Origin of the sequence: Chryseobacterium sp. 2VB, from assembly GCF_005503635.1 — a bacterium.
Lineage (GTDB): Bacteria > Bacteroidota > Bacteroidia > Flavobacteriales > Weeksellaceae > Chryseobacterium > Chryseobacterium cupriresistens.
The window spans coordinates 19,235-42,041 of record NZ_SCNC01000025.1; the positions used below are offsets into that span (position 1 = coordinate 19,235).

At 36.4% G+C, this 22,807-nt stretch carries 20 protein-coding genes; 1 reads left to right on the top strand and 19 read right to left on the bottom strand.

The annotated features are described in order from the left end of the window. Positions 1–78: 78 nt before the first annotated feature. The 13 genes from FFS26_RS18470 to FFS26_RS18530 all read right to left on the bottom strand — a co-directional run bounded on the left by FFS26_RS18470 (position 79) and on the right by FFS26_RS18530 (position 16,664). Positions 79–2,922: a M16 family metallopeptidase gene (locus FFS26_RS18470; RefSeq protein ID WP_110007982.1), complete on the bottom strand. Its 2,844-nt coding sequence runs from the start codon at positions 2,920–2,922 to the stop codon at positions 79–81. A 414-nt stretch (positions 2,923–3,336) separates the two neighbouring features. Then, positions 3,337–4,023: a hypothetical protein gene (locus FFS26_RS18475; protein WP_110007983.1), complete on the bottom strand. Its 687-nt coding sequence runs from the start codon at positions 4,021–4,023 to the stop codon at positions 3,337–3,339. Positions 4,024–4,273: 250 nt separating this feature from the next. Beyond that, positions 4,274–5,608, bottom strand: coding sequence for a trigger factor (locus tag FFS26_RS18480; RefSeq protein ID WP_110007984.1), 1,335 nt, complete (start codon positions 5,606–5,608; stop codon positions 4,274–4,276). Positions 5,609–5,746: 138 nt separating this feature from the next. Further along, positions 5,747–6,334, bottom strand: a complete 588-nt coding sequence (locus FFS26_RS18485; RefSeq protein WP_137905757.1) for a hypothetical protein — start codon at positions 6,332–6,334, stop codon at positions 5,747–5,749. An 18-nt stretch (positions 6,335–6,352) separates the two neighbouring features. Then, the gene (locus FFS26_RS18490; protein ID WP_137905758.1) at positions 6,353–8,746 is read right to left on the bottom strand and encodes a TonB-dependent receptor; all 2,394 of its coding nucleotides are present in this window, start codon (positions 8,744–8,746) and stop codon (positions 6,353–6,355) included. A gap of 257 nt (positions 8,747–9,003) precedes the next feature. Beyond that, positions 9,004–9,360 carry a hypothetical protein gene (locus FFS26_RS18495; RefSeq protein ID WP_227943437.1) on the bottom strand — a complete coding sequence of 119 codons (357 nt, stop codon included), beginning with the start codon at positions 9,358–9,360 and terminating at the stop codon, positions 9,004–9,006. 148 nt (positions 9,361–9,508) lie between these two features. Continuing rightward, positions 9,509–11,437 (bottom strand): ABC-F family ATP-binding cassette domain-containing protein, encoded by a 1,929-nt coding sequence (locus FFS26_RS18500; protein WP_137905759.1) that lies wholly within the window; start codon positions 11,435–11,437, stop codon positions 9,509–9,511. A 200-nt stretch (positions 11,438–11,637) separates the two neighbouring features. Next, positions 11,638–12,984, bottom strand: coding sequence for a T6SS phospholipase effector Tle1-like catalytic domain-containing protein (locus FFS26_RS18505; protein ID WP_110007988.1), 1,347 nt, complete (start codon positions 12,982–12,984; stop codon positions 11,638–11,640). Between the two features lie 149 nt (positions 12,985–13,133). Then, on the bottom strand, positions 13,134–13,811 hold the full coding sequence (locus FFS26_RS18510) for a response regulator (RefSeq protein ID WP_110007989.1): 678 nt from the start codon (positions 13,809–13,811) through the stop codon (positions 13,134–13,136). Beyond that, the gene (locus tag FFS26_RS18515) at positions 13,780–14,412 is read right to left on the bottom strand and encodes a sensor histidine kinase (protein ID WP_228406411.1); all 633 of its coding nucleotides are present in this window, start codon (positions 14,410–14,412) and stop codon (positions 13,780–13,782) included. Before FFS26_RS18515 ends, FFS26_RS18510 begins: the two co-directional genes overlap by 32 nt. A gap of 149 nt (positions 14,413–14,561) precedes the next feature. Further along, positions 14,562–15,185 carry a hypothetical protein gene (locus tag FFS26_RS18520; RefSeq protein WP_137905760.1) on the bottom strand — a complete coding sequence of 208 codons (624 nt, stop codon included), beginning with the start codon at positions 15,183–15,185 and terminating at the stop codon, positions 14,562–14,564. A gap of 16 nt (positions 15,186–15,201) precedes the next feature. Further along, positions 15,202–15,981, bottom strand: a complete 780-nt coding sequence (locus FFS26_RS18525) for a hypothetical protein (protein ID WP_227943443.1) — start codon at positions 15,979–15,981, stop codon at positions 15,202–15,204. 62 nt (positions 15,982–16,043) lie between these two features. After that, the gene (locus FFS26_RS18530) at positions 16,044–16,664 is read right to left on the bottom strand and encodes a DUF5715 family protein (RefSeq protein WP_137905761.1); all 621 of its coding nucleotides are present in this window, start codon (positions 16,662–16,664) and stop codon (positions 16,044–16,046) included. A gap of 218 nt (positions 16,665–16,882) precedes the next feature. Here FFS26_RS18530 and aqpZ point away from each other — a divergent pair, with 218 nt between their 5' ends. Further along, positions 16,883–17,599: an aquaporin Z gene (gene aqpZ / locus FFS26_RS18535; RefSeq protein ID WP_110008304.1), complete on the top strand. Its 717-nt coding sequence runs from the start codon at positions 16,883–16,885 to the stop codon at positions 17,597–17,599. A 276-nt stretch (positions 17,600–17,875) separates the two neighbouring features. On the opposite strand, the gene FFS26_RS18540 is transcribed toward aqpZ, so the two are convergent. The 6 genes from FFS26_RS18540 to FFS26_RS18565 form a co-directional block, all read right to left on the bottom strand. Further along, positions 17,876–18,421: a hypothetical protein gene (locus FFS26_RS18540; protein ID WP_110007994.1), complete on the bottom strand. Its 546-nt coding sequence runs from the start codon at positions 18,419–18,421 to the stop codon at positions 17,876–17,878. Positions 18,422–18,600: 179 nt separating this feature from the next. Beyond that, positions 18,601–19,593: an acyl transferase gene (locus tag FFS26_RS18545; protein ID WP_137905762.1), complete on the bottom strand. Its 993-nt coding sequence runs from the start codon at positions 19,591–19,593 to the stop codon at positions 18,601–18,603. A gap of 193 nt (positions 19,594–19,786) precedes the next feature. Then, positions 19,787–20,557 (bottom strand): UDP-2,3-diacylglucosamine diphosphatase, encoded by a 771-nt coding sequence (locus tag FFS26_RS18550; protein ID WP_110007996.1) that lies wholly within the window; start codon positions 20,555–20,557, stop codon positions 19,787–19,789. Positions 20,558–20,577: 20 nt separating this feature from the next. Then, positions 20,578–21,024, bottom strand: coding sequence for a 6-pyruvoyl trahydropterin synthase family protein (locus tag FFS26_RS18555; protein WP_047097353.1), 447 nt, complete (start codon positions 21,022–21,024; stop codon positions 20,578–20,580). A 187-nt stretch (positions 21,025–21,211) separates the two neighbouring features. Next, positions 21,212–21,604, bottom strand: a complete 393-nt coding sequence (locus tag FFS26_RS18560) for a hypothetical protein (RefSeq protein WP_110007997.1) — start codon at positions 21,602–21,604, stop codon at positions 21,212–21,214. A gap of 32 nt (positions 21,605–21,636) precedes the next feature. After that, positions 21,637–22,803 carry a hypothetical protein gene (locus tag FFS26_RS18565; RefSeq protein ID WP_137905763.1) on the bottom strand — a complete coding sequence of 389 codons (1,167 nt, stop codon included), beginning with the start codon at positions 22,801–22,803 and terminating at the stop codon, positions 21,637–21,639. Between the last annotated feature and the right edge of the window lie 4 nt (positions 22,804–22,807).

A 22,807-nucleotide genomic window follows, 5' to 3' on the forward strand; every position in this document is an offset into this window, starting at 1 on the left:
CCGATACGTATTCGAATGAAATAATAAAAACCGCAGCTCTCTCTGCGGTTTTTTATTTTTGTTGACAATAAAAATGAATTAGTTCGTTGTACTTCCTTTTTCGGTTTCATTTTTTTTAACATTCTCCCAACCGTCTTCAGGCATAAGTATGGCTACATTTTTTTCTTTTGTCAGATATTTCCAGGCAACATCCTGAAGGTCTTTTACCGTAAGTGCTTTTACTTTGTCCGGGTAATTCAGAATATTATATTGATCACTTCCGTCTAATTGATTTTGAGCAATTCCCTGTAACCAGAATCCATTGTCTTTAAGACTTGTTTTATATTCATTGTATTCTCCTTCTTTGTATTTATCAAGATCTTTTTGCTCAGGACCCTTGTCTATCAGTTTTTGTAGTTCGGCCACTGCACTTTTTGTAAGCTGATCCACATTTTCAGGACCACAAGGGAAATTAACACTAAAATCATAAGCACTGTAAGGAATTTTACTGAAGCTTCCGCTTGCGCCTCCGCCGTAAATACCACTTTCGTCTTCTCTCAGTTTTTCGAGAACTTTAATCGTAGCGACCTCTCCAAGAGCTGAAAGCGCCATAGCTTCCTTCTCATTATAAGGCGCTTCTCCGCTGTAAGAAATTGTGACAAGGCTCTTCGGTTCTTTTCCTTTTTTATAAACCTTTGTATATCCTCCTTTCACTGGTCTGTAGCCTGTATCTTTAAATGTAGACGATTTTCCTGTAGCAGGAAGGGAAGCAATATACTGCAGGATCTCACTTTTAAGCTGCCCTTCATCTATATTCCCCACAAAATAGAAATGAAAATTACCTGCATTGGCAAATTTATCTTTGTAAATATCATATGCTTTTTTATAATCTGTATTCGCCCAGTCTTTTTCGGTAGGTTCAAGGCCGGTAAATCTTGGATTCTTCTGATTGATAAATTTGGAATATTCACTGGAGAAATAGTATTCCGGATCAGAATCCACATTCGCCAGCATGGCAGATTTCTTTGTTTTATAGGTGTTGAATGATTCCGGGTTATAATTTAAGTCTGTAAAGCAGGCATAGATCAGTTCCATGGCAGTCTTAAGATCTTTTTTCGAACTTGTTCCTGAAATACCTTCTGTAAGGCCACCGACATAAGAGCTTACACTCACCTGTTTTCCTGCAAGATAGTGAGCAAGATCTGTCTTTGAAAGCCCTGCTAATCCGGCTTCCAGTAAAGCATCAAATGCAAATTTTGTTTTATTGTAATCGGCATCCGGAATGACAGACAGTCCTCCGAGGCTTATTGCTGCAAAAACAATCTCATCATCTTTAAAATCTGTTTTCTTGAAAGTAACTTGAGCTCCGTTGTTCAAAGTCCATGTGGTCGTTCCTAATTTGGCGTCTGCTTCTGTTTTAGTAATTTTCCCTTCGGATTTAAAAGGTTTTATTAAGCTTTCAGTTTTCTTTTTTTCTTCATAAGGTTTAAGATCAGCCACTTTCACAGCATCAAATGTCTTCAGAACCATCGCCTCTGTTGGCATGGTAATACCTTCCTTTTTTGGACCTGTAATAATAATGACCCTGCTGTCATTCTTTACCCGCTTTTTGATAATTTCATTGGTCTGTTCCAGCGCTATGGACGGAAGAACTTCTTTAATATGTTCATATCCCCAGGTAATTCCAGGTATTGGCTCATGTCTCAGGAAATGGTTCACGTAGCCATCGATAAGTTCACCGCTTAGGTTTTTGTCTTTGTTGTTGTAAGCCCATTCATAAGAGGAAAGCATTCCGGCTTTTGCCCTGTCCAGTTCAGATTGGGTAAATCCGAATCTTTTTGCTCTTTCCACTTCTTCCAAAAGGACTCTCAGTGCATTCAGCTGATCGCCGTCTTTTGTAGCTGCGGCACCCTGAAATGCTTCTTTGTTTCTTGCGTAAGTTCCTCCATGGTATACTGAACCATAAGTAAAAGGAGGATTTGGAGAATTAACCAGTTCTGCCAGCCTGCTGTTCAGCATAATATTCACAAGGCCTTCAACAATACTTTTATCATATTGCTGCACTGTTACATCCGGCTGGTATACTTCAGAATCTTTGATGATAAACTGCACTCCTGAACCCGTAGCATCAGGATCAGTCTCAATAGCTACCAGTGCTTCTTTATGATTCGGAAGATCAAATGATTTTCTTTCTCTGGGTTTTGAAGGATTTTTATATTGGCTGAAGTTATTCCTGATCTTTTTCTCTATTTCATCCACATTGATATCTCCTACTACCACAATTGCCATCAGATCCGGACGGTACCAATCCTGATGAAACTTCCGGATAAGATCAGGTCTGAAGTTTTCCAGCACTTCCTTTTTACCGATAGGAAGTCTTTCTGCGTACTGAGATTGGTATAAAAGCTTTGGCAGGTATTTATCCATCATTCTCTTATCCGGTCCGAGACCTAATCTTAGCTCTTCCAGTACAACTCCTCTTTCTTTATTGATTTGTTCGTCAGAAAGTGTTGCATTAAATGCCCAGTCTTCCATTACTTTCAGACCGGCATCCAGATTTCCAGGTTTATCCAACGGGACAGGAAGCATGTAGACAGTTTCGTCAAAGCTGGTGTAAGCATTAAGGTGCTGCCCGAATTTTACCCCGATAGATTGTAAAAAGTCTACTAATTTATTGTCAGGAAAATTTTTGGTTCCATTGAAGTTCATATGCTCCATAAAGTGAGCCAGTCCTCTTTGGTTTTCATCTTCAAGAATAGATCCGGCATTGATTGCCAGACGGAATTCTACTTTTTTTTCCGGTAAAATATTTTTTTTGATATAGTACTTCATTCCATTGGAGAGAGTACCGATTCTTACGGACGGATCCACAGGGATGTTTTGTCCATAGATATTGACAGACATCAGAAAGATGGCTGAAAACGAAGATAACATTCTTTTCATCTACATTATTTTTTGACCTTTCAAAAATATCAATTCTCCCAGTGACCGGGCTTTAGCAGAGGGTTAAATTCAAGTTAAAAAATTTAATTATTATAAAATGAAAGCAAATTGTTTCTTTTATATTGCTTATATTGATTTTTAATTAAAAACATTCATTAATTATTTAAAATAGACTAATTAAAAATAAGCTCATCTGATTCATTTTTCTTGAAATTGCGGTTAACAGATCCATATATACTTCTTTTAAACCCAAAAAACGATATAAAATACAACAGCCTAATTGTTTTGATTGAAAAAATTCAGTTTCTGAAACGCTGAAATAGTACATTAAGAAAACTTATCAGCATTCGGTTCATATTTCTACCATAAAAAAAACCGGGAATTCCCGGTTTTGATTACTTAAAAAGCATTTCCTTATTTAAAATCAGCATCCGTTACTCCGGAGTTGATGACTACTTTTGTAGTTTTAATGGTCATTTTCTGACCTCCGCCTTCAGCTTCCACTTCAGCAGGGAACTGTATTCCGTCTACAGCCATATAGCTTTTAATGGTTGCTTTACCTTCTCCTGCATCTGTCTTGTACAAAAGTCCTGTTCCCGCATCGAAATAGAATTTTCCTTTGTCTGAAGACAGGACATTATAATCTTTTCCGTCAAGTTTTTCTGTAGAAACAGTCTTGAAATTCGAAGCATCAAATGCTAAGGCATCCATTGGCTTTCCTTTTTTCAGGTCAGCAATTTTGTCAGCAGGAATATCTGTTTTAGTTCCCATCTGATCAAAATATCCTTTCTCACCGTCAAAAAGCTGCACCATTTCTTTTCCCATGAAGGATTGTACAGATTTGAATTTATTTCCTAATTTCTTAGTTGTCATTTGGATTTCCATTCCCTGCACAGCAACAGTGTTATCAGTAATGGTAGATTTTACAGCGTCTAGTTTATCTTTTCCACCTAGTGCTTTGAAATAATTATCAACAACCTCTTTAGGTGTAAGTTTTGATTGTACGGCTTCTGTTTTAGCAGATGCAGCCCCTTTCTTCTGAGCTGCTGCAGGTACTGAGAAAAGTACAGCGCAGAAAAATGGAATGATGATCTTTTTCATATTTATAATAAAGTTTAAAGGGTAAATATAGGAATATTGGCGGACATACAAATAAGTAATGAGTAATGAGCAATTAGTAATGATTGATAAATTGATAGTTGATGATTGATGAATGCTCTACAAGAACTTTGGAAACAAAAACCCGGCCAATTGGTATACGGAACATATCTGACGTAATTCTTAGAAGAGATTTACAACAAAAAAACCGCCAAAAAATTGACGGTTTTCAAATATTTATATCCGGGTATAATTATTTCTTAAGTTCTTCTAAAAATTCGTCGTGAGAAATTTTAGTTTCTTTTTTAGTCGCTTTTTCAAGAATTACATCTTTCAGTTTAGCCATAGCTACTTCAGAAGAAATTTGTCTTACCTGCTCCTGGTCTTTCAACATTTCAACAGCATATTTCTGGATTTCTTCATCTCCTAAGTGGTGGATTCCGTAGATAGCCAATTGGTTTTTCACCAATTGTTCTGCCTGAGCCAATACATCAGCATAGTCAAGGCTGATTTCGTTCTCAGTCATCAATTTACCTTCGATGATCTGATATTTCAACTGGTTTTTCTCAGCTTCAAGAATTTCTTTAGCCTGTTCTTCAGACTGGATATTCTGGTTAGAGAATAATAACCACTTCACAAGGAAAGATTCAGGAAGTTTTACTTCTTCTTTCTCAGTTACCTGCTCCAATACTTTATTCACAAAGTGAACATCAGCATTCTGCTGGAAATACTCGTCTAATTCAGTTTTTACTTTATCTTTAAGCTCTTCTTCAGACTTGATGTTTCCTTCTCCGTATACTTTGTCGAAAAGATCCTGGTTAAGCTCAGCTAAGTTTAATGAATAGAAATCTTTTACTTTAACTTCTATCTCATTGTGGTGCAGGTGCTCAACTTCTTCTTTGCTGAATCCTAATTCTTTAGCTAATTCTTCGTCACCTGCAAGAGTTTCTTTAGTCACTTTTACAGATTCATCCATTTTCAAACCTTTTACCAACTTGAAAGCTTCTTTGTTTTCAGCTGTAATAGTAAGGTTTTTTGGGTGGTGGTGGTGCTCACCTTCAGCATCTTCTTCCACAACCTGAGAAACTTCTAAAGCAATGTAAGAATCTTTAGTGATTTTATCTTGAGGAACCTGCTCAGCGAAACGCTTCTGCATGTTTTCAATGCTCTTACCGATTTCTTTGTCAGAAGCTTCTACTTTGTAGTGAGGAGCTTCATATTTAGCTAAATCTATAGTGAATTCAGGCTCAAATCCTACTTCGAAAGCAACTTCTAATTGATCAGCATTGTAATCGAATTCGTTTACTGGCTGAGGAACAGGCTGACCAACTAATCTTAGTTTGTTTTCATTAACATAGTTGTTTAAAGCATCAGAAACTTGTCTGTTGATTTCTTCAAATGCAATACCTGCTTCATATTGTTTTTTAACCATACTCAAAGGCACTTTCCCTTTTCTGAATCCAGGAACTTGCGCATTTTTAGCATAATTAATCAACTGCTTCTCTACTTTTTCTTTGTAGTCAGATTTTTCCAATGTTACTGTAAGCAATGCACTTACATCATCATGGTTTTGTGCGGTAACCTTCATTATTGATTAAAATTTTAGGTTGCAAAAATAGGAATTTTTTATGAAAAAAACTCATTTAAAATCAACTTATAAAGCCAAATATTGTTAAATAAAAAACCACCGGAAAATTCCGGTGGCCCAAACAAGATTAAAGGTATATTAATTAATAATATTATAGTTGGCCTCCGCGTCTGTTTCTCCTCCTGTATGAGTTCCGTAAATCACTCCGTTTCCACTTACAGCAGAAGCTTCAGAAACTGTTACCGGCTCATGGAACAATGTAAGAACCAGCTGACTAGGTGCTGAAGCATTTTTTACAGCGGTATTGACTGCCCATTTTGTTTTCAACCCAACACGGTTTCCATCATCTCTTTTGGAAGATTCATCATCTGTACGGGTTAAGGTGATATCTGAGTTAGGAAAATTATATACAAGGAAATGTTCATTTTTTGCGTCTTTAATTTCCTGAGTAGCATCTTCATCTCCGTTTTTGAAAATAACTTCTACATTATAAGTATGGCCATTGATCAGTTTAACATTAGGATTAGTAGTACTGTTCACCTGATAATCATAAACTACGGGAACTCCTGTAGCTTCATCCGTTACTCTTAAGAGAACATCTGACAATTCTTCCTGAGGAAGGTCATCTGCTTCATCATCGCTTCTGTTACACGATGCTAAGCTTAAAGAAACAGCTAAGAATAAAAGTCCTAAGATAAGTGTTGTATTTTTAAAAATATTTTTCATGTTTTTGATTTTAAGTAATTAAAATTGATATTTAAGAGTTAAAATGAAGTTTCTTCCCATTTCGTTGGAAAAGAAACGTAGTCTGTTCAGATAATCTCTGTAAGACTTGTTGAATATATTTCGGACTGAAAAATCAATTCCGAAATTTTTAGACAGATTTACCCCTGTCTGAAGGTTCCAAAGGGAATATACGTTTGGAGGTGTAGAAATATCCACTTCTTCATTGTAAGGATTTCCGTCCGAATCAAATAATCTGATCGGAACGTTATAAACAGGAAATCTCGTCTGTTTCAGATAAGTATTGTTACTCACTGTGAAATAGAAGCTTTTCCATTCTTTTTTACTGAATTCCAATGAATTGTTAAAATTCGGCGGCATCATTAAAATAAGCGGCACATCATGAGTAGTATCCTGTCCATACACATAGGAACCGCTTCCTTTGTATGTCAGATTATCTGTAATTTTAAGCTGAGCATCGATATCCAATCCATACATTTTTGCATTGATCTGCTGATAACTATACTCTACAAAAGCTCCACCCCATTGTGTATTCAGATAACCTGTAGGAATCTGATTGATGAAATTCTGAGTATAAAAGAAATACGGGTTTACAGAAATATTTAATCCTTTCAGGACATTTGCTTTTACGTCTGCCACCAAATTAAACTGATTTCCGGTTTCACTTTTCATTCTCATATCCCCTCTTTCAATGATCGCTGCAGAATGGTGAAGTCCGTCTGCAAAAAGTTCTGCGATATTCGGAGATCTTGAAACCCTGGCGTAATTGAATTTCAGGTTAAAATATTCGGATGGATGGTAAACAATTCCCCCGTTTACTGAAATATTATTATAACTTAAAGACGGCTTGGTAAGAATTCTGTTTTGGTTGATTCTTACTACAAAATCTGAATAATCTGCTGCATATTTTTTATTCCAGTCACTCAGATCATACCATTTTGTTACTTCGTAATGATCATAATCGTATCTGCCTCCCAGTTCAAGATCCAGCTCCGGTGCAATTTTATATTTCAATACGGAATAAATTCCTGCATAGTATCTGTCATAGTTCGGAACAAGACGTCTCGCCTCGGTCTGGGTATTGGAATAATTGTTTTGATATCCTGCATTAATTCCTGTTTCAAGATTCCAGTTTGCTCTTTCTATCAGGTGGTTTACATTCAGATCATTGGTGATCAGTTCAAGGTCCAAAGCAGGTTTTTTACTTAATGCTTCTGTACGTCTGATATCATATTCTTTTCTATGATTGTACTGAAAGCTGTAAGTAGCCGTTATTTTTCCAAAATTTTCAAACCTTTTGTAAGCCGAAACTTTAGCAATATGATGTTCAATCTCCTGTCTGGGATTATCAATATCATAACTAAAATCTCTCTGATAGATTGGTTCCGGAGAAGTAAGGGCATTACGCAAATCTTCAGAGTTTCCTACGTGAGAACTTCTAAGAATCCCGACAGTGCTTTTGGTCAGATAATAATCAAAAGAAAATCCTTTTTCAAATGTCATTTTCTGCACCCCAAAATTAAATCCAGAACTTTCAAGCCCGGTATTCATCAAGCCATAATCCGGAGCTTCAAGATCTCCCAGTTTTTTATAGCTTCCATTGGTTTTTATAGCCCATCCGTTCTCCCATGTTTTTGCGAGTTTTACGTTAAGATCAGCGCCTCTTCCGTTTGAAATCCCGGAAAGAGAAACATTTCCCATAATAGTATCTTTCTTTGGCAAAACCTGAGGCTGTAAAACTACAACCCCACCTACAGCACCTGCTCCATATTTCAAAGCTGATGCTCCTTTGATGACATCAATATGTTCAAAATTATTGACATCTACGTTAGGAGCGTGCTCTACTCCCCATTCCTGTTCAGCAAGCTTTACCCCATCATTAAGGATGGAAACCCTGCTTCCATAAAGACCATGGATAATAGGCTTTGCTATGTTATTTCCTGTTTTCAGAACATTGACACCAGAAATATTGGTTAATAAATTTCCTAAGTTCTCAGTAACATTTCGTGAAAGCGTTGATTTATCAAGTGTTTTCACCACCATACTTCCATTATTTTTATGACTTCCGTGAATGGTCACAGTTTCGATATCTTTAATGTGGTGTTCCAGTGTAATCACCAGCTGAACATCCTTATCAACTCCTATATTTTCAGTATAATCATTGCAATCAGGATGTTGAGCAATGAGTGTATACTTTCCTGCAGGAATTTTGTCAAAAGAAAATTGACCTTTCTTATTGGTTTTAGCTGTAAAGTTCCCGATTTTAATCACTGCATTTTCCAGCCATGTTTTATCATGGAAATCCTGAACGGTTCCCTCTACAGTATAAGTTTTTTGTGCACTTGTAAATACTGATCCGCAAAAGACCAGCAGCAGGCAATATATCAATTTCATTGTAAATAGATTGATTGCGTACCCATTTCAACAGGGTACATTTTCGTTAAAATTTGTGAGAAGGGTTAGTTTTAATTGTACAATGTAAAAGTCTAATGTCTGATGAGAAGTTAGAGGTTAGAAGCTAGAAATTAGTAATTGAAGATTATTTAAATACCAATTACAAATCAACAGTTGTTTTTCCAGCAACTTTAAACCTTAAACTTTAAACATTGAACTTTAAAGTACAAAACTTTAAACCCTATAGAATCTATGAATTATGCAAGTGCGGGCGGCCCCCGAAGCTGGAAGGTGAATTTGGTCTGTGACCAGATTTTCTCCTGAATGGCGATGATTTGTTTTACTTCATGGCTGTAATGCTCAAAAGTAAAGTTGAATTCTTCAGGAGCTAATGTATGTCCGGTAACCAAAAAGTGGCAGGCCAGACAGTCGCCAGCTTTCTCTTTAGTAACGGCTTTCGTCATCGTATTTTCTGCTTTTTTAAGATGAAAAGCCTTAAAATAATCTACAGAATCGTGATGGTGAAAGCTTTGAGAAAGCAGCGCGAGAAAATACACTCCAAACAACAGCTTGGAGATAAAACTCTTTAGGTTTCTGCTTTCTTTAAATATCATGGTTCAAAATTATGAAAATAATTTAATTGTTTCCTTAAACTTTTATTAAATTACTTAATAACTGTTGACAATAGGTAGAAGTAAATACGGTTTTGTTACAAAAAAAATGCTTCATCATTTTTGGTTGATAAAGCATTTATATTGTAGTTTAATCCAGTTGGGTTCCAAGATATTCCCACTCCTGTAAAGCTGTATCCAGCTCCTCCTTAGCTTTGTTGTATTCTTCTAAGGTTTCATCTGAAGGATTTTCTTTGGCAAAAGATGCTTCCATCTGCTCTACTTTTGTTTCAAGCTCAGAAATTTTCTCTTCCACTTTCTTGATTTTATTCTGAATATTTTTCTGTTCTTTAGTTACAATATTTGAAGACTGGCTGCTGCTTACAACAGGTTTCTCCTCTACTTTCTTAGGTTCCACCTTTACTTCCGTATGAAGTTTGGCTTTTTCTGCAGAAATCTCTCTGATGGTTTCTTTCTGTCTGTACTCAAGATATTCATTGATATCACCAAGGAATTCTTTCATTTTCCCATCACGGAATTCGTAGATTTTATCACAAAGCCCCTGAAGGAATTCCCTGTCGTGAGAGATGACAATTAAAGTTCCTTCAAAATTCTGCAGTGCCAGCTTGATAATTTCCTTAGACTGGATATCAAGGTGGTTGGTAGGTTCGTCCATAATCAGCGTGTTGAAAGGACGAAGCAAAAGTTTACAAAGTGCCAGACGGTTTCTCTCTCCTCCGGAAAGTACTTTTGTTTTTTTAGTAACGGCATCTCCCTGGAAAAGGAAAGATCCTAATAAGTCTCTTACTCTTGGTCTTGTTTCTTCTGTTGCAGCATCTTCAGCTTCTTCCAGCACTGTTTTATTAGGTGTTAAAACCTCTTCCTGATTCTGAGCGAAATATCCGATATTGACATTATGACCAAGATTCCATGTTCCTGAATAGTCTTTGATATCTCCTGCCAGGATTTTAGCCAGCGTAGTTTTTCCCTGTCCGTTCTGCCCCAGAAGCGCAATTCTGTCTCCTCTCTGAACGATAAAATCTACATCATCAAAAATCTGCTTCTGTCCGTAGGCTTTTCCAAGATTGATAGCTTCGAAGATCACTTTCCCCGGAACCATAGACTGTACGAAACGGATATTGAATTTTGAAACGTCCTCGTTATCCACTTCGATACGTTCGATTTTATCTAATTTTTTAATAAGTGACTGTGCGAAAGACGCTTTGGTAGCACTTGCACGGAACTTATTAATGTTATCCTCCATCTGTTTGATCTCCGCATCCTGGTTCTTTTTAGCCTGAATCAGTTTTTCACGGCGGTCTTCTCTCATGATCAGATACTTGGAATAGTTGGCTTTGTAATCGTCAACTTTTTTGTTGTTGATATCAAAAGTACGGTTACAAACCGCTGTCATAAACTGTTTATCGTGACTTACCAGAACAATAGCTCCGGGATAATCCTTAAGGAAGTTCTCCAGCCAGATGATGGATTCCATATCCAGGTGGTTGGTGGGTTCATCGAGAAGCATAATATCGTTCTTCTGAAGAAGTAATTTTGCCAATTCGATTCTCATTCTCCATCCTCCGGAAAATTCATCGGTGATTTTCTGGAAATCATCTGCTTTAAATCCTAAACCGAATAACACTTTTTCCATGTCACCCTCAAGATTGTAGGCATCATGGTTCATCAAAAGGTCGTTCAGCTCGGTCATTTTATTAATCAGATCCGTATAGGAATCACTTTCGTAATCTGTTCTTACAGTCATCTGGTGATTTACTTCTTCAAGCTCATTCTTCCAGGCATTGATCTGTTCAAAAGCCTGCATGGTTTCTGCCCAGACCGTTCTTCCTTTTACGAAATCAAGATCCTGCTTCAGGAAACCAATGGTAACACTTCCTTCAGTGACAACTTCTCCCTCGTAGAAATTAATTTCTCCGGAAAGCATTTTCAATAAAGTGGATTTTCCTGCTCCGTTTTTACCAACGAGACCCACTTTATCATCCTTTTTAATGGTGAAATTGACATTTTGAAATAAATAATTTCCTGAATGATGTAATCCTAAACTTTGAACCGAAAGCATCTTAATTAATAATTAGTAATGAATAATGAATTTTCGGGTGCAAAAATACGGAAAAAGAAATGAATAGCCGAGAAATAAAAAAACAGGCCAGAATTTGGCAGTTTTTCCCTGTAGGCAAAACATTAAACCGCAAAAAAGGAGACACCATGAGATGTCCCCTAACCTAAATTTAAAACTGAGAAGTATTTTCACGAATGCTTCTATTCATTTATTCTAACAGCTGCCGGTGTTTTTACAATAGAGCGAAGCCAGATATCATTATTGGGAACGTTTGTTCCATAAAGAAAATCAGCAACAAAGCTGTCTTCCGGCAGATGAAGTTCTACGGAAAGTCTTTTTGTTCGGCTTGTTTCATCAACGGAGGTACTGCTTGATACATTTAATCCGTTATTGATCAGCTCAATATTAATTTCACGCTGGGTTCTATACCGGAAACTATTACTGTACAATCCGAAGTTTGATGAAATATGCGTATACTCTGCAAATCTTCCGAAATCATATGTTGGCTTTTTGTTTCCGGAAAGATCCTTCAGATACTCTTTCATTTTACTATAATACCTGTTAAGAAAAGAATGTTTATTATAATCTGTTCCGAAATAGGCTTCATTTTCTGTACTAAATACTGACAATATGGTATTGGTCTCATCCATCATCAGTTTTCCATATACTTTTGAGAGGTCGTTATATACTTTATCCCTGCACACAAATGCCTGCGAAAGTCCATTCACTGTTTCCACTTTATATTCTGAGAGCAATGCATCCCAGATTTTATTTCCATCAGCACTGGTTTTTGCATTTCTGATATCTGAAACATAGCTATGCAGATCATCAACATTTGCGAAATCTGTAGAAATATAAACAGATTGCGGTCCTTCAAGATAGCCGCCTCCAATATCGGCATGATCTCCGGGAACAAATACTTCTTTCCAAACTGATGATTTTTTTTCTGATTTCTGATCCTTCATTGTTTTTGAATTCTCAAATAAACCGGTAAGCGGAAAGAAAAACCTGCCCTCATTAACTGCACAGAAATGCAGAGCATTCTCTATCTGTACAGACATATTCATATTATAGGTATTAAAAGGTCTGGACTCTACTGTATCAAAAAGCCCTAAAAATTTTATTCTGCAATTTCCCACAGCATAATGAGTCAGAAGCTGATTACAGAAGGTTCTTGCCAACATACCTCCCCGGCCGAATCCGTATATAAAAAAATGGTATTCTTTGGTGTCATTATGAGCTATTTTTTGCACAAATTCCCCTGCTTTCCGAAGTTTATCATCAGAGGAATAACCACTTCCATAAGGTGGGTTTGCACATGTTGCCATAGCAAAATTATTATCTTCATGCCCCGTTACAGTACCAATTCCTTCAATATATATCTTTTCATCTCCAACGAACAGACTGTATAATTTATAGATATTGCTGAAAGTCCCGTAGTAACTTTCATTATTATTCAGCGGTTTATCCGGTGAAAGAATATTGACTCCATTGTTTCCTGTGCCGTCAAAGAAAATCCCGACGGAAATCACTCTGTTACCATCCATGTTTCTACTTTAATTTTTTATTACAGATCCTGTTGTGTTTTTTTCAACTGACATCACTTAAAGAGACATTCCAAAATAACAGAAGAAAAACAAGGTTCGCTAGAGTGAAAAGTACCAAATAAAAAATTCCGTATTTCTACGGAATCAATTTATATTTTTTCAAGAGAGTAAATATTGTTGACAATAGCATAGATGACGATTCCTACTGTATTTCTGGCTCCGATTTTTTCGAGAATACGCTGTCTGTGACTTTCTACAGTTCTCGGGCTGATAAAGAGTTTTTCTCCGATTTCGTTGTTGGTCAGTTCCTGGCAGATCAGTTTTACCACATCTTTTTCTCTTTCGGATAGTTCATCTTCTGTTTCAAAAAGAGAATTTTTCTTGGCAGAACTGTTCATATAAGTAAACAGCATCTGATGATCTTCGGCCGTGAAAAAAACTCCGTTTTTATCTACCATTGTAATGGCATCAATAAAGGTTTTCTTATTCGAATTTTTCGGCAGAAACGCAGATACTCCCAGCTTGACCATATATCCGAGAATTGAGGTTTTATAATGGGATGACAGGATAATAATTTTAAGATCGGGAAATTTCTCTTTGAGGATTTCTACCAGTTCAAAACCGTTCATGGGTTTCATCTGAACATCTACAAGAGCAATATCAGGGAATTCATCTTTTGAAAGTTTTCCGAGGTCTTCTATAAAACCGGGGCCATTATCTGCGGTAAGGGTTACCGATATATTTTTTTCATTGGACAGCAGCATTTTTACCCCTTCGAGGATCAGCTGTTCATCATCAATCAGTGCTAGTTTGATTTGGGAACTCATGATATTTTGGAATTTTTATGATTAAACGACTTCCTTTGTTTGAAAATGTTTTTTTCCATTTGTGTGTAGCATTCATTGATTTGATACGGGATTCGATATTTTTTATTCCCATTCCTTTTTTCACTTCTTCATATTCAAAGCCCTGCCCGTTATCCGAAATTACTACAGCCATATTTTCAGGATAATCTTTCATGTAAATCCAGATATCCGTTGCGTCCGAATGTTTGATCACATTGGTAGTAAACTCCTGAATAATTCTGTACAGCTGTACTTCCACAAAAAGATCTTTTTTTTCATATCCCTGCATTACCTGCAAAGAGATATTGATTTTGTGGGAAAGGTTGGCTATTAATTCTTCAACATATAAAACCAGACCCACAGATTCCAGGTTTACAGGATATAATGAATGGGAAATACTTCTGGCAGCATCAATCAGGGAAGACATCTGGCCGTAGATTTTTTTTTTGATGAGCTCATCGCCCTGAGTATCCAGATTATTTAACCATAAAGAAAGGATATTGAGACGGTTTCCGATATCATCGTGAATCATGACCGCAATTCTTTTTCTTTCTTCTTCCTGGGCTTTGATGTTTTCCAGCACTAATTTCTTCTGATGGAGAACTTCCGCCTCATGCTGTACATTTTTCTCCTTAATGATTCTGGTTATAAAAGCTCTGTACGCTAACAGAATAAAGGATACTATAACTGTTATGGTAACAATTATAAGGATCAGCAGATTGATATTTAAAGTTACTTCTTTAATCTGATAAAAGTGTATAAAAATGAACAGTACAAAATACCCGAAAGAATATTATTGGCACTGAGAATTGTATAGTAATCATTTTCCGACAGATTGGCAATCTGATGCTGGATGATAAAAATAAATACAGAAACGGAATAGTAGAAAAAAACACTGGCATCTACGAGAAGAAAACGATTCTGTAGAGAGGTATTCTTAATCTCACGGATCAGCGTAAACCCGGAAAGACAGATGATAATGATATTGGAAACTACTTTTGCAATATCGGCATTGGCGGGATAATCGAATCCGTATTTCGAGATCATAAAACCCGCTGCCAATGTACCTGTAATCCACAGAACAGCTTTTGGCCAGTCCAGTTTTCTGACAAATAAGCCCGTCAGAAGGAAAAATTCTCCTGCAATATATAAAGGATAGAGGAATGAGGTGTCATTCAGTCTGAAGATATAAGGCAGCGCCAGATTCAGCAGCTCAATAAAAAAAAGAAAAGCAATACAATGAAAATATTGCTTTTCTTTATGATTTAATATGCGGTATTTTGCTGCTCCCAGCAGTATAACAGATAGAAGCAGTGCATAATTCAGGAATAAAATTGCCTTGTAAAGTCCAGCCATTCCTCAGTATATCATTTTAAAATTCACATCCTACATCTACATCCGGAATACGGCAGATAGGAGGACACGGCTTTGCCCAGTCATAAGTATTGGAAATCACTTCTGCTCCCAGTTCTGCATTCCTGAGATTTTCACGGAAAGAGATAAAAATAAGGGTTACCAGCATTTTTCCATAGATATCATTGTATCTGATACCAAAAGAACAGGTAATACCGGCCAGCCCTTCATCTGAAAGGCAAAGATCTGCTATAGGAACATAGAATTTTCTGAAAATTCCGCTGCCTTCATTTTCTCTGCTCTCTTTATAAAACCAGTCCATTCCCTGGTTTCTCCAGCGTTCAATAGCATCTACGGCTTTGTCCTGCTCAAGAACCGGTGTATTGGAAACCGGGAATCCCATATTGGCATTCTTCTCCATACTCTCAAGATCTCTGGAAAGAACCGCATTTCTGATGACGGTATATTCCTGGATTTCCTGCAGCCTCAGATCTTTATCAAGTTCGGTAAGGAAACTGTATGGATATTCTTTTACATCTATTTTTTCCCCGTCGTTATTCATAGGATAAAAAATAAGAATCAACCGGTCTCTGTAAATTCCTACTGCAGCACAGAAGTCTTTATAATCACTGAACCCTTTCATCCATTCAAGGTGCTCTCTGGAAATATTAAAAACATAGTTGGTAGGGATAAGCTTTTGAATTCTGGAAAAGTCTGAAAGAGATGCTTTCCATTCATTTGATGCTGTCCTGCATTCTTCTACAGGCAGCATATAGTCTACAATGTTTAATGTTGACATAAGCATAGTTTTTAGTCGTATAAAAATATAGAAACTAAATATGCTACGCAAGAGGATTTTAATTAATAATTTTTCACAGTAATATGATAACAGCTCTGTTGTTTCTCTTTGATGAAATATATTCTACCGGCTTTCTCATAGTACTTTAAAACTTTCTCCAATGCCAATTCCATTTTCGGATTGTACTTTAAAACGTTGTTGAATCTTACATAAGAAATGTCAAAAGAATTACCATAATTGTGTGAACTAATCCCTAGTGAGGCGTTGGAATTTACTCTTCTAAGCCTGCATTGGTCTTCAAGCGTTCTGGTAATGGATGAAACAGTAAAGATACCGCCTTTTGTATCCTTGCTGAACTTAGAACCTATTTTTTCCAATGTAGTTTTTGCCTTCGATACCATATAAGCCCTGCTGTAATCAAGTTTTTGAACGCGATATCCTTTACCCGATTTTTTTATTTTGTGGAATTTGCCGCTATTGATATATCGCTGCACTGTTTTGGAATCTTTCAGCAGCTGTACCCCAAAACTTTTTGAGGCATCAAGATGAGATTTATAAAGCGGCGTAGGTTCAACCTTCAATACAGTGGAAAGATCATAGCAGGGAAAAGCTTTTTTAGCTGCCTGCGAATAGTGTAAACTATAAATAAAAGGTACAAAGACCACACAAAAAAACTTTCTCATTCACCATCCTTTTAAATTACAAATGAAAGATAAAACATTTATGTTATATCTTTCAAAACCGACTATTATACTCTCTAAACAAATCCCAAACAAACTTTACACCAAATTACAGATTTTGTAATTTTTGTTCTCTCTTTTTTGAAATATTTTTCAGATTTATCTTTTTACTTTAAGATTTAAATTTTACATTTGAGATACTTTAAACAATAAACAACATGATAAAAAAACTTTTCGCTGAATTTTTCGGCACATTTTGGCTTGTTTTCGGAGGATGTGGAAGCGCTGTTTTCGCAGCCGGTGTTCCAGATATTGGCATCGGACTTTTAGGAGTTGCTTTAGCCTTCGGTCTTACTGTTCTTACCATGGCTTACGCTGTAGGCCATATCTCAGGAGGGCATTTTAATCCGGCAGTTTCTTTTGGACTTTTAGCAGGAGGAAGATTTTCTGCAAAAGACCTTATCCCGTACATTGTGGCACAGTGTCTGGGTGCAATTGTAGCAGCAGGATGCCTGTATACGATTCTTAACGGAGCCGGAGCGGTAGAATTCTCAAAACCCGGAGATTTCGCCACCAACTTCTACGGTGAAGCCGTTTATAACGGAAAAGCTTTCAGTATGGGAGCTGCATTTCTTGCTGAGTTCTTATTAACTGCTTTTTTCCTTATTGTAATCATGGGAGCCACGGATAAGTGGGCTAACGGTAAGTTTGCCGGTCTTGCCATCGGTCTTGCTCTTACGTTGATCCACCTGATCTCAATCCCGATTACAAATACTTCTGTAAATCCCGCGAGATCACTTTCTCAGGCAGTGTTTATGGGAGGAATTGCCATGTCACAGCTTTGGCTGTTCTGGGTTGCCCCTATTTTGGGAGGAGTTGTAGGAGGTTTAATCTACAAGTTCTTACTTCAGAGAGATACTGCTGAAATTGCAGATTAATTTAAAATACTATTCAATGATAAAATCCTGTCAGGCGGCAGGATTTTTTTATTTTCTGATTTTGAATAATTGTTTTGAAATTCTTTGTAAACGCAAAGTTTTTATAAAGATCAATTTTTATTTAAGGGAGCAAAGTGGTTACGACTACGTCGTTGATGAAGTGATAGGTTTTACGATCGCTTAATAAAAATCAATGAAATTGATTCCTTCTTTGCTTTCTTAAACTTTAAATATAGAAAATAAGTCTTTGCGTCAGAATAAGAAACCTCCTTAATTTTATTTCAGTTTTTTGATTTCAAAGGGATTTTTAAAAATCAGTTCCTCGTGCTTTCCTTTGATCTCCATTTTACGCTGGAGAAGATTCAAAGCCATCTTCCTGATAAAAAAATCCTTGTCATTCAGTTTCCAGTAGGAATCTTCATGCAGTTTCTTAGGCTGGCGAATCAGATAAAATTCGGTATCCCAGGTATCCGCATTGTGATAGAATTCAATGATTCCGCAATGTTCCGGAATTAAAGCAGCATCTACCATTCCCATCGGGAGCAAAAAACTGAAAGAATTACACATATAATCCCCACAGGAAATTTTATCGTGTTTCAGAAATTTTTCTCCGGTGTCTTTATTCAGGTATGATTTTTTGAAATCATTTTTAAAATCACTTTTCGAAAGTTTAATTTCAATTTCATGACTTCCACCCTCCGAATCTATGATTAAGATGTCTGCTTCCCAATCTGCCTGAAAATAATTCGTCAGTACGATTTCTTTTTCAAAATCGCAATGGGAATGGATGTAGGCGTGTATGAGTTCTTCTATTTTGATCATTTTTTATGATGGTAAAAATATTTTAATAAAACGCAATGCCCGCAAAGTTTTTAATAGTTAAATGTTTAAAGGCTCGCAAAGGCGTTTCACTCAGCAAAAGTCGCAAACTATTTTATGATACAAAAATTGACAAGTGGAGTGAATTGACGATTCACAATTGCTTTCTTCGGATTAAATCATCAGCTAACCAGTAAACTACATCCTCTGATATCTGAATGGTCTATTCTTCCTAACACCTGAAATTTATCACCGATTATTTTTCCTAAATCCTGTGTGGCAATAAATGAGCAGGAATGGGTATTGGCAAGGTCAATAATATTAATAGCTCCTGTGCGGCCTTCTTTTTCGTACGCTAAAGGATCTTCTGCATTGCGGACCATAATTCTCATCCAGTTGGGACACTCATATTCATTATTTTCAAGGGAGTAAGCTTGTGAAAGCAACTCTGTCATAGAATATTCTGAATAGATTTTCTCTGTTTTAAGACCTTCCTGCAATATTTTAAGCAATTCATCCTTGGTCATTTCTTCCTTTCGCCCCTTCATACCGCCGGTTTCAATCACTATTAAATTTTCAGGGAAATTCGGGGATTCTTCACTTTGCTCAGAATGACAGTAATCCAGAAAATCAAGAAGGGCAAAAGAAACTCCGAAAAGAATCACTTTTTTATCCTGCAATGTGTTCAATAGTTCAAAGAGTTCAGCATGATTATAAAGGAAATATCCGTTTTCCGGCTTGGCAGATTTTTTCATCAGATAATCTACCATATAGATCAGTGATGAATTCTGTCTCTCAAGATAACTTGGAAGCAGCCCCAGAAAAATAAAGTCTTCCGGTTTTCCGATGAACTGTTCAAAGCTTTTATAAATACTCTCCTCATAAAGTTCCGGATCTGCGATGAAATGTTTGGAAAGGTTCATCTGGGTGGTTCCTGAACTTTGAAAGAAAAGGTCCGTATCCACATTTTTATCCAGAATCTGATGATTTTTAAACATTTCAATAGGAAGAAACGGAATTTTCACCAGGCTATCTACCTCATCTGGACTAACCTTCAGAAAATCAACAAATTTCCTGTATATTTCAACATTGTCATATTGATAACGAAATGTTTTCAATGAGGCATTCAGGAAATCCTGTTCAGTCTGTATGTTGAATATATTTTTCAGTTCCATAATTTTTTGAGTTTCTTAATCCCCGGCTGCAGGGCAATTATAGAGATAGAATATTTTTTTAATAATTTTTTAATGCATAAAACCTATTTTGGTAGACTTATTGCAATGACTTATCCGGAATATGGATTAAAAACAAGAGTGGGTTTTCCACCCGTTCGAAAGTTACCTCTTTTTAGGGGTAATTTTTTTTGCTTTATTTTTCAAAAGTTTTCAGTTCAAAATCTTTTTCAAAAACCCCGTAAGTGAAATAGGAAATCCAGTCTCCAAGGTTGATATATTTTGCATTCTGTTCCAGATCCAGTACCATAGGCAGATGCCTGTGTCCATAGATAAAATAATCAATCTTCTGGGTTTTCAGCTTTTCTTTGGAATAAATGATGAGAAACTCTTTATCTTCTCCCAGAAAAGCCTTGTCCTCTTCTCCTGAGATCATTTTATTTTTTTGGGAAAGATACAATGCCACTTTCATCGCAATATCGGGATGAAGCCATTTGAAGAACCATTGTGCCACAGGATTTGTGAATAATTTTTTCATTCTTTTATATCCTTTGTCTCCAGGTCCCAAACCATCTCCATGGGCCAGCAGAAACTGCTTCCCTCCCATTTCAAAATATTGTTTCTGATAGAATACGGTACACCCGATTTCTTCTTCCAGATAATCTTTCATCCAAAGATCATGATTTCCGACAAAGAAATAAATATGAATTCCTCTGTCTTTCAATTCTGCAATTTTCCCGAGCACCCTGACATATCCTTTGGGAATGACATGCTTCCATTCGTGCCAGAAGTCAAAAAGATCACCCATTAAAAACAAAACCTGCGCATCTTCCTTGATCTCATCCATCCAGCGTATAAATCTCTCTTCCCGCACCTTACTTTCCTTTGGTGTAGGGGCACCAAAATGCTGATCCGAAGCGAAATACACTTTTTTTCCAGGTTCTAAATTAATTGTTGTTTTTAACACCTTCTGAGTTTTGTGAAAAATTATTGATTATCTTCTGCAAACCATTCTCCATACGAGTTTTCTGTCTCGTGAAGTTTAAGATAAGCTAAAGAAATTCCTTCGGGAAGTCTTGATTTGATTTTAGCAGCAATGGCGTACAACATGTTTTCACAGGTTGGCTGAAAGCTGCAATAGATTACTTTATGTCCTTTCTGCTCAAGGTCATCTCCCAGTTCTTTATGTGGAGACAGCGCATTGACAAGAACCGCATGGTCCCAAACATCTACGATCTCAGATTTTACGATACTTTTGATATCTCCGAAATCTACCACCATTCCATTTTTAGGATTTTCAATATCATTAATCGGTTTTCCTTTCACTGTTACAAACAGCTTATAGGAGTGCCCATGCATATTTTTACACTTCCCATCGTAGTTGTAAAGCACGTGAGCCGTTTCGAATGTAAAAATTTTTGTAATACGTATCATAATACAAAGATAGGATAAAACAGCTTAATAGAGAAAAGACTGTTTCTATTACAGCGATTTTAAAATATTCTTTTTAGAAAAAACCTGAAAATAATATTGTTAAAATAGAAAGTTTCATGAAGATGTTTGTTTGATGTTTCCTTAGTAAAAACAGCAGTCGTTTTATTCTATTACATTAAAGGAAAAATTATTCGTTATATTCTGGTTTTAATTGACCGGTTTGAAAGCCTAATTCTCTCAAATAATCAAGTCCGTTTTGTATTTCCATTGAATTGAAACCGGACCATCCTTTCATTAATCCCAATACAATAAACTGTTTGATGTATTGTGGTCTATTGAGATTTATCTCATCTTCTGAACCTGTGATTTTATTCATCAGTTTCACACCTGATTTTAAAGGCTGTCCCATTATATAATCCTCGACAGTCATAAATCTGATGATTAGAGGGGTTTGCTTTTGTCCGTTTAAAAATACTTTTACAGTCAAAGTATTAGTTTTAGTTTCAGAGTGATATTGATCAGAAACCAAATACAAGTATTCTATAGTATTGACAGTTATTTTTCTTAACTTATTTTTCATTACCTCGTTCTTCTACCCAGATATTTCAGACATTATCTTATCGTTTTTTCAAACTTGTTAATAATGGTATACGCTTTATCTTTTACAACAATATCATAATTTCCTTTGTCCAGGATTAAAAAACGACTGTCTTGGGAAGTATTGAGTTCAATGATATCCGCAGGAACACCTTCCTTTTCAAATTCACCTTTTCTGTAAGCTAAAACCTGGGCCGGATAATTTGAAATTTTAGAAGAAGGAATTTTGTAAAACTTCCTGTTTTTACTCAACATCCAATGTGGCCTTCCGTTGATGTATTTTGTAACCGGATGAATGATTTTAATATCAGTATATAACTCTTTGTCTTCTCCATTGTATATTCCCTTATTTTCACCTTTCAAAACAACAGGGATGGTATTATTTATCAATCTTAAAAGCGGTTCATTATACTTCAGGTTACTTTTTTCTGAAAACTGAGTCTGGTCAATCGTAAACGGATTGATCCCCGTCAGGTCGGAAAGTCGTCCCGCCATTGTTTTCTCCCAGGATTTATGAACCCCTTCATAAGCATGCTGATAGCCACAATAGATCAGATATTTGCCTTCTTTATTTTTCTGCATAAAATCGAAGATATTTTTTGCTTCTCCAATTTCTCTTTCTTTGTTATTTCCTTCTGCTTCATATGGGAAAAGCTTGAACCCAATTTTCAAGGCATTGTAAATAAAGTTTCCGAATTCCGGTTCTTTGGAATAATATCCACTGTTAAGAGCAGCAAATTTTGTGGTGTTTACAGAGTCTCCCGCTAATGTTTCAAGTCCCAAATATCTGTAACCTTTGTCATATAATCCCTGAAGTAAGGAAGATGCGAAAGTTCGGTGACTGGCATTGTGATGGGCTTCATTAATGATGATAATCTGTTCACTAACGGATCTTTCTAAGATATAATCTTTTGCGTTGACAGGGACTAATTTCGTAAACTTCAAACTATCTGCAGTGCTCAGCTTTTTCACTCTTCCAAAAGTCATATCCCAACTTTCCAATGCAGATTTATATTGTCCGCTTATCGAGTAAAATGTTGCAGCCATCTGGCTTCTCCAGGATTGACTTTGGGTGGAGTCTGCCACCTTTTTTTTAATATCATCTGTCAACAAGTAAGGATTTTCCTGGCTATAGCCCGCCATGCTTAACAACAACAATGTCAGTGAATATAAAAGCTTCATGTAT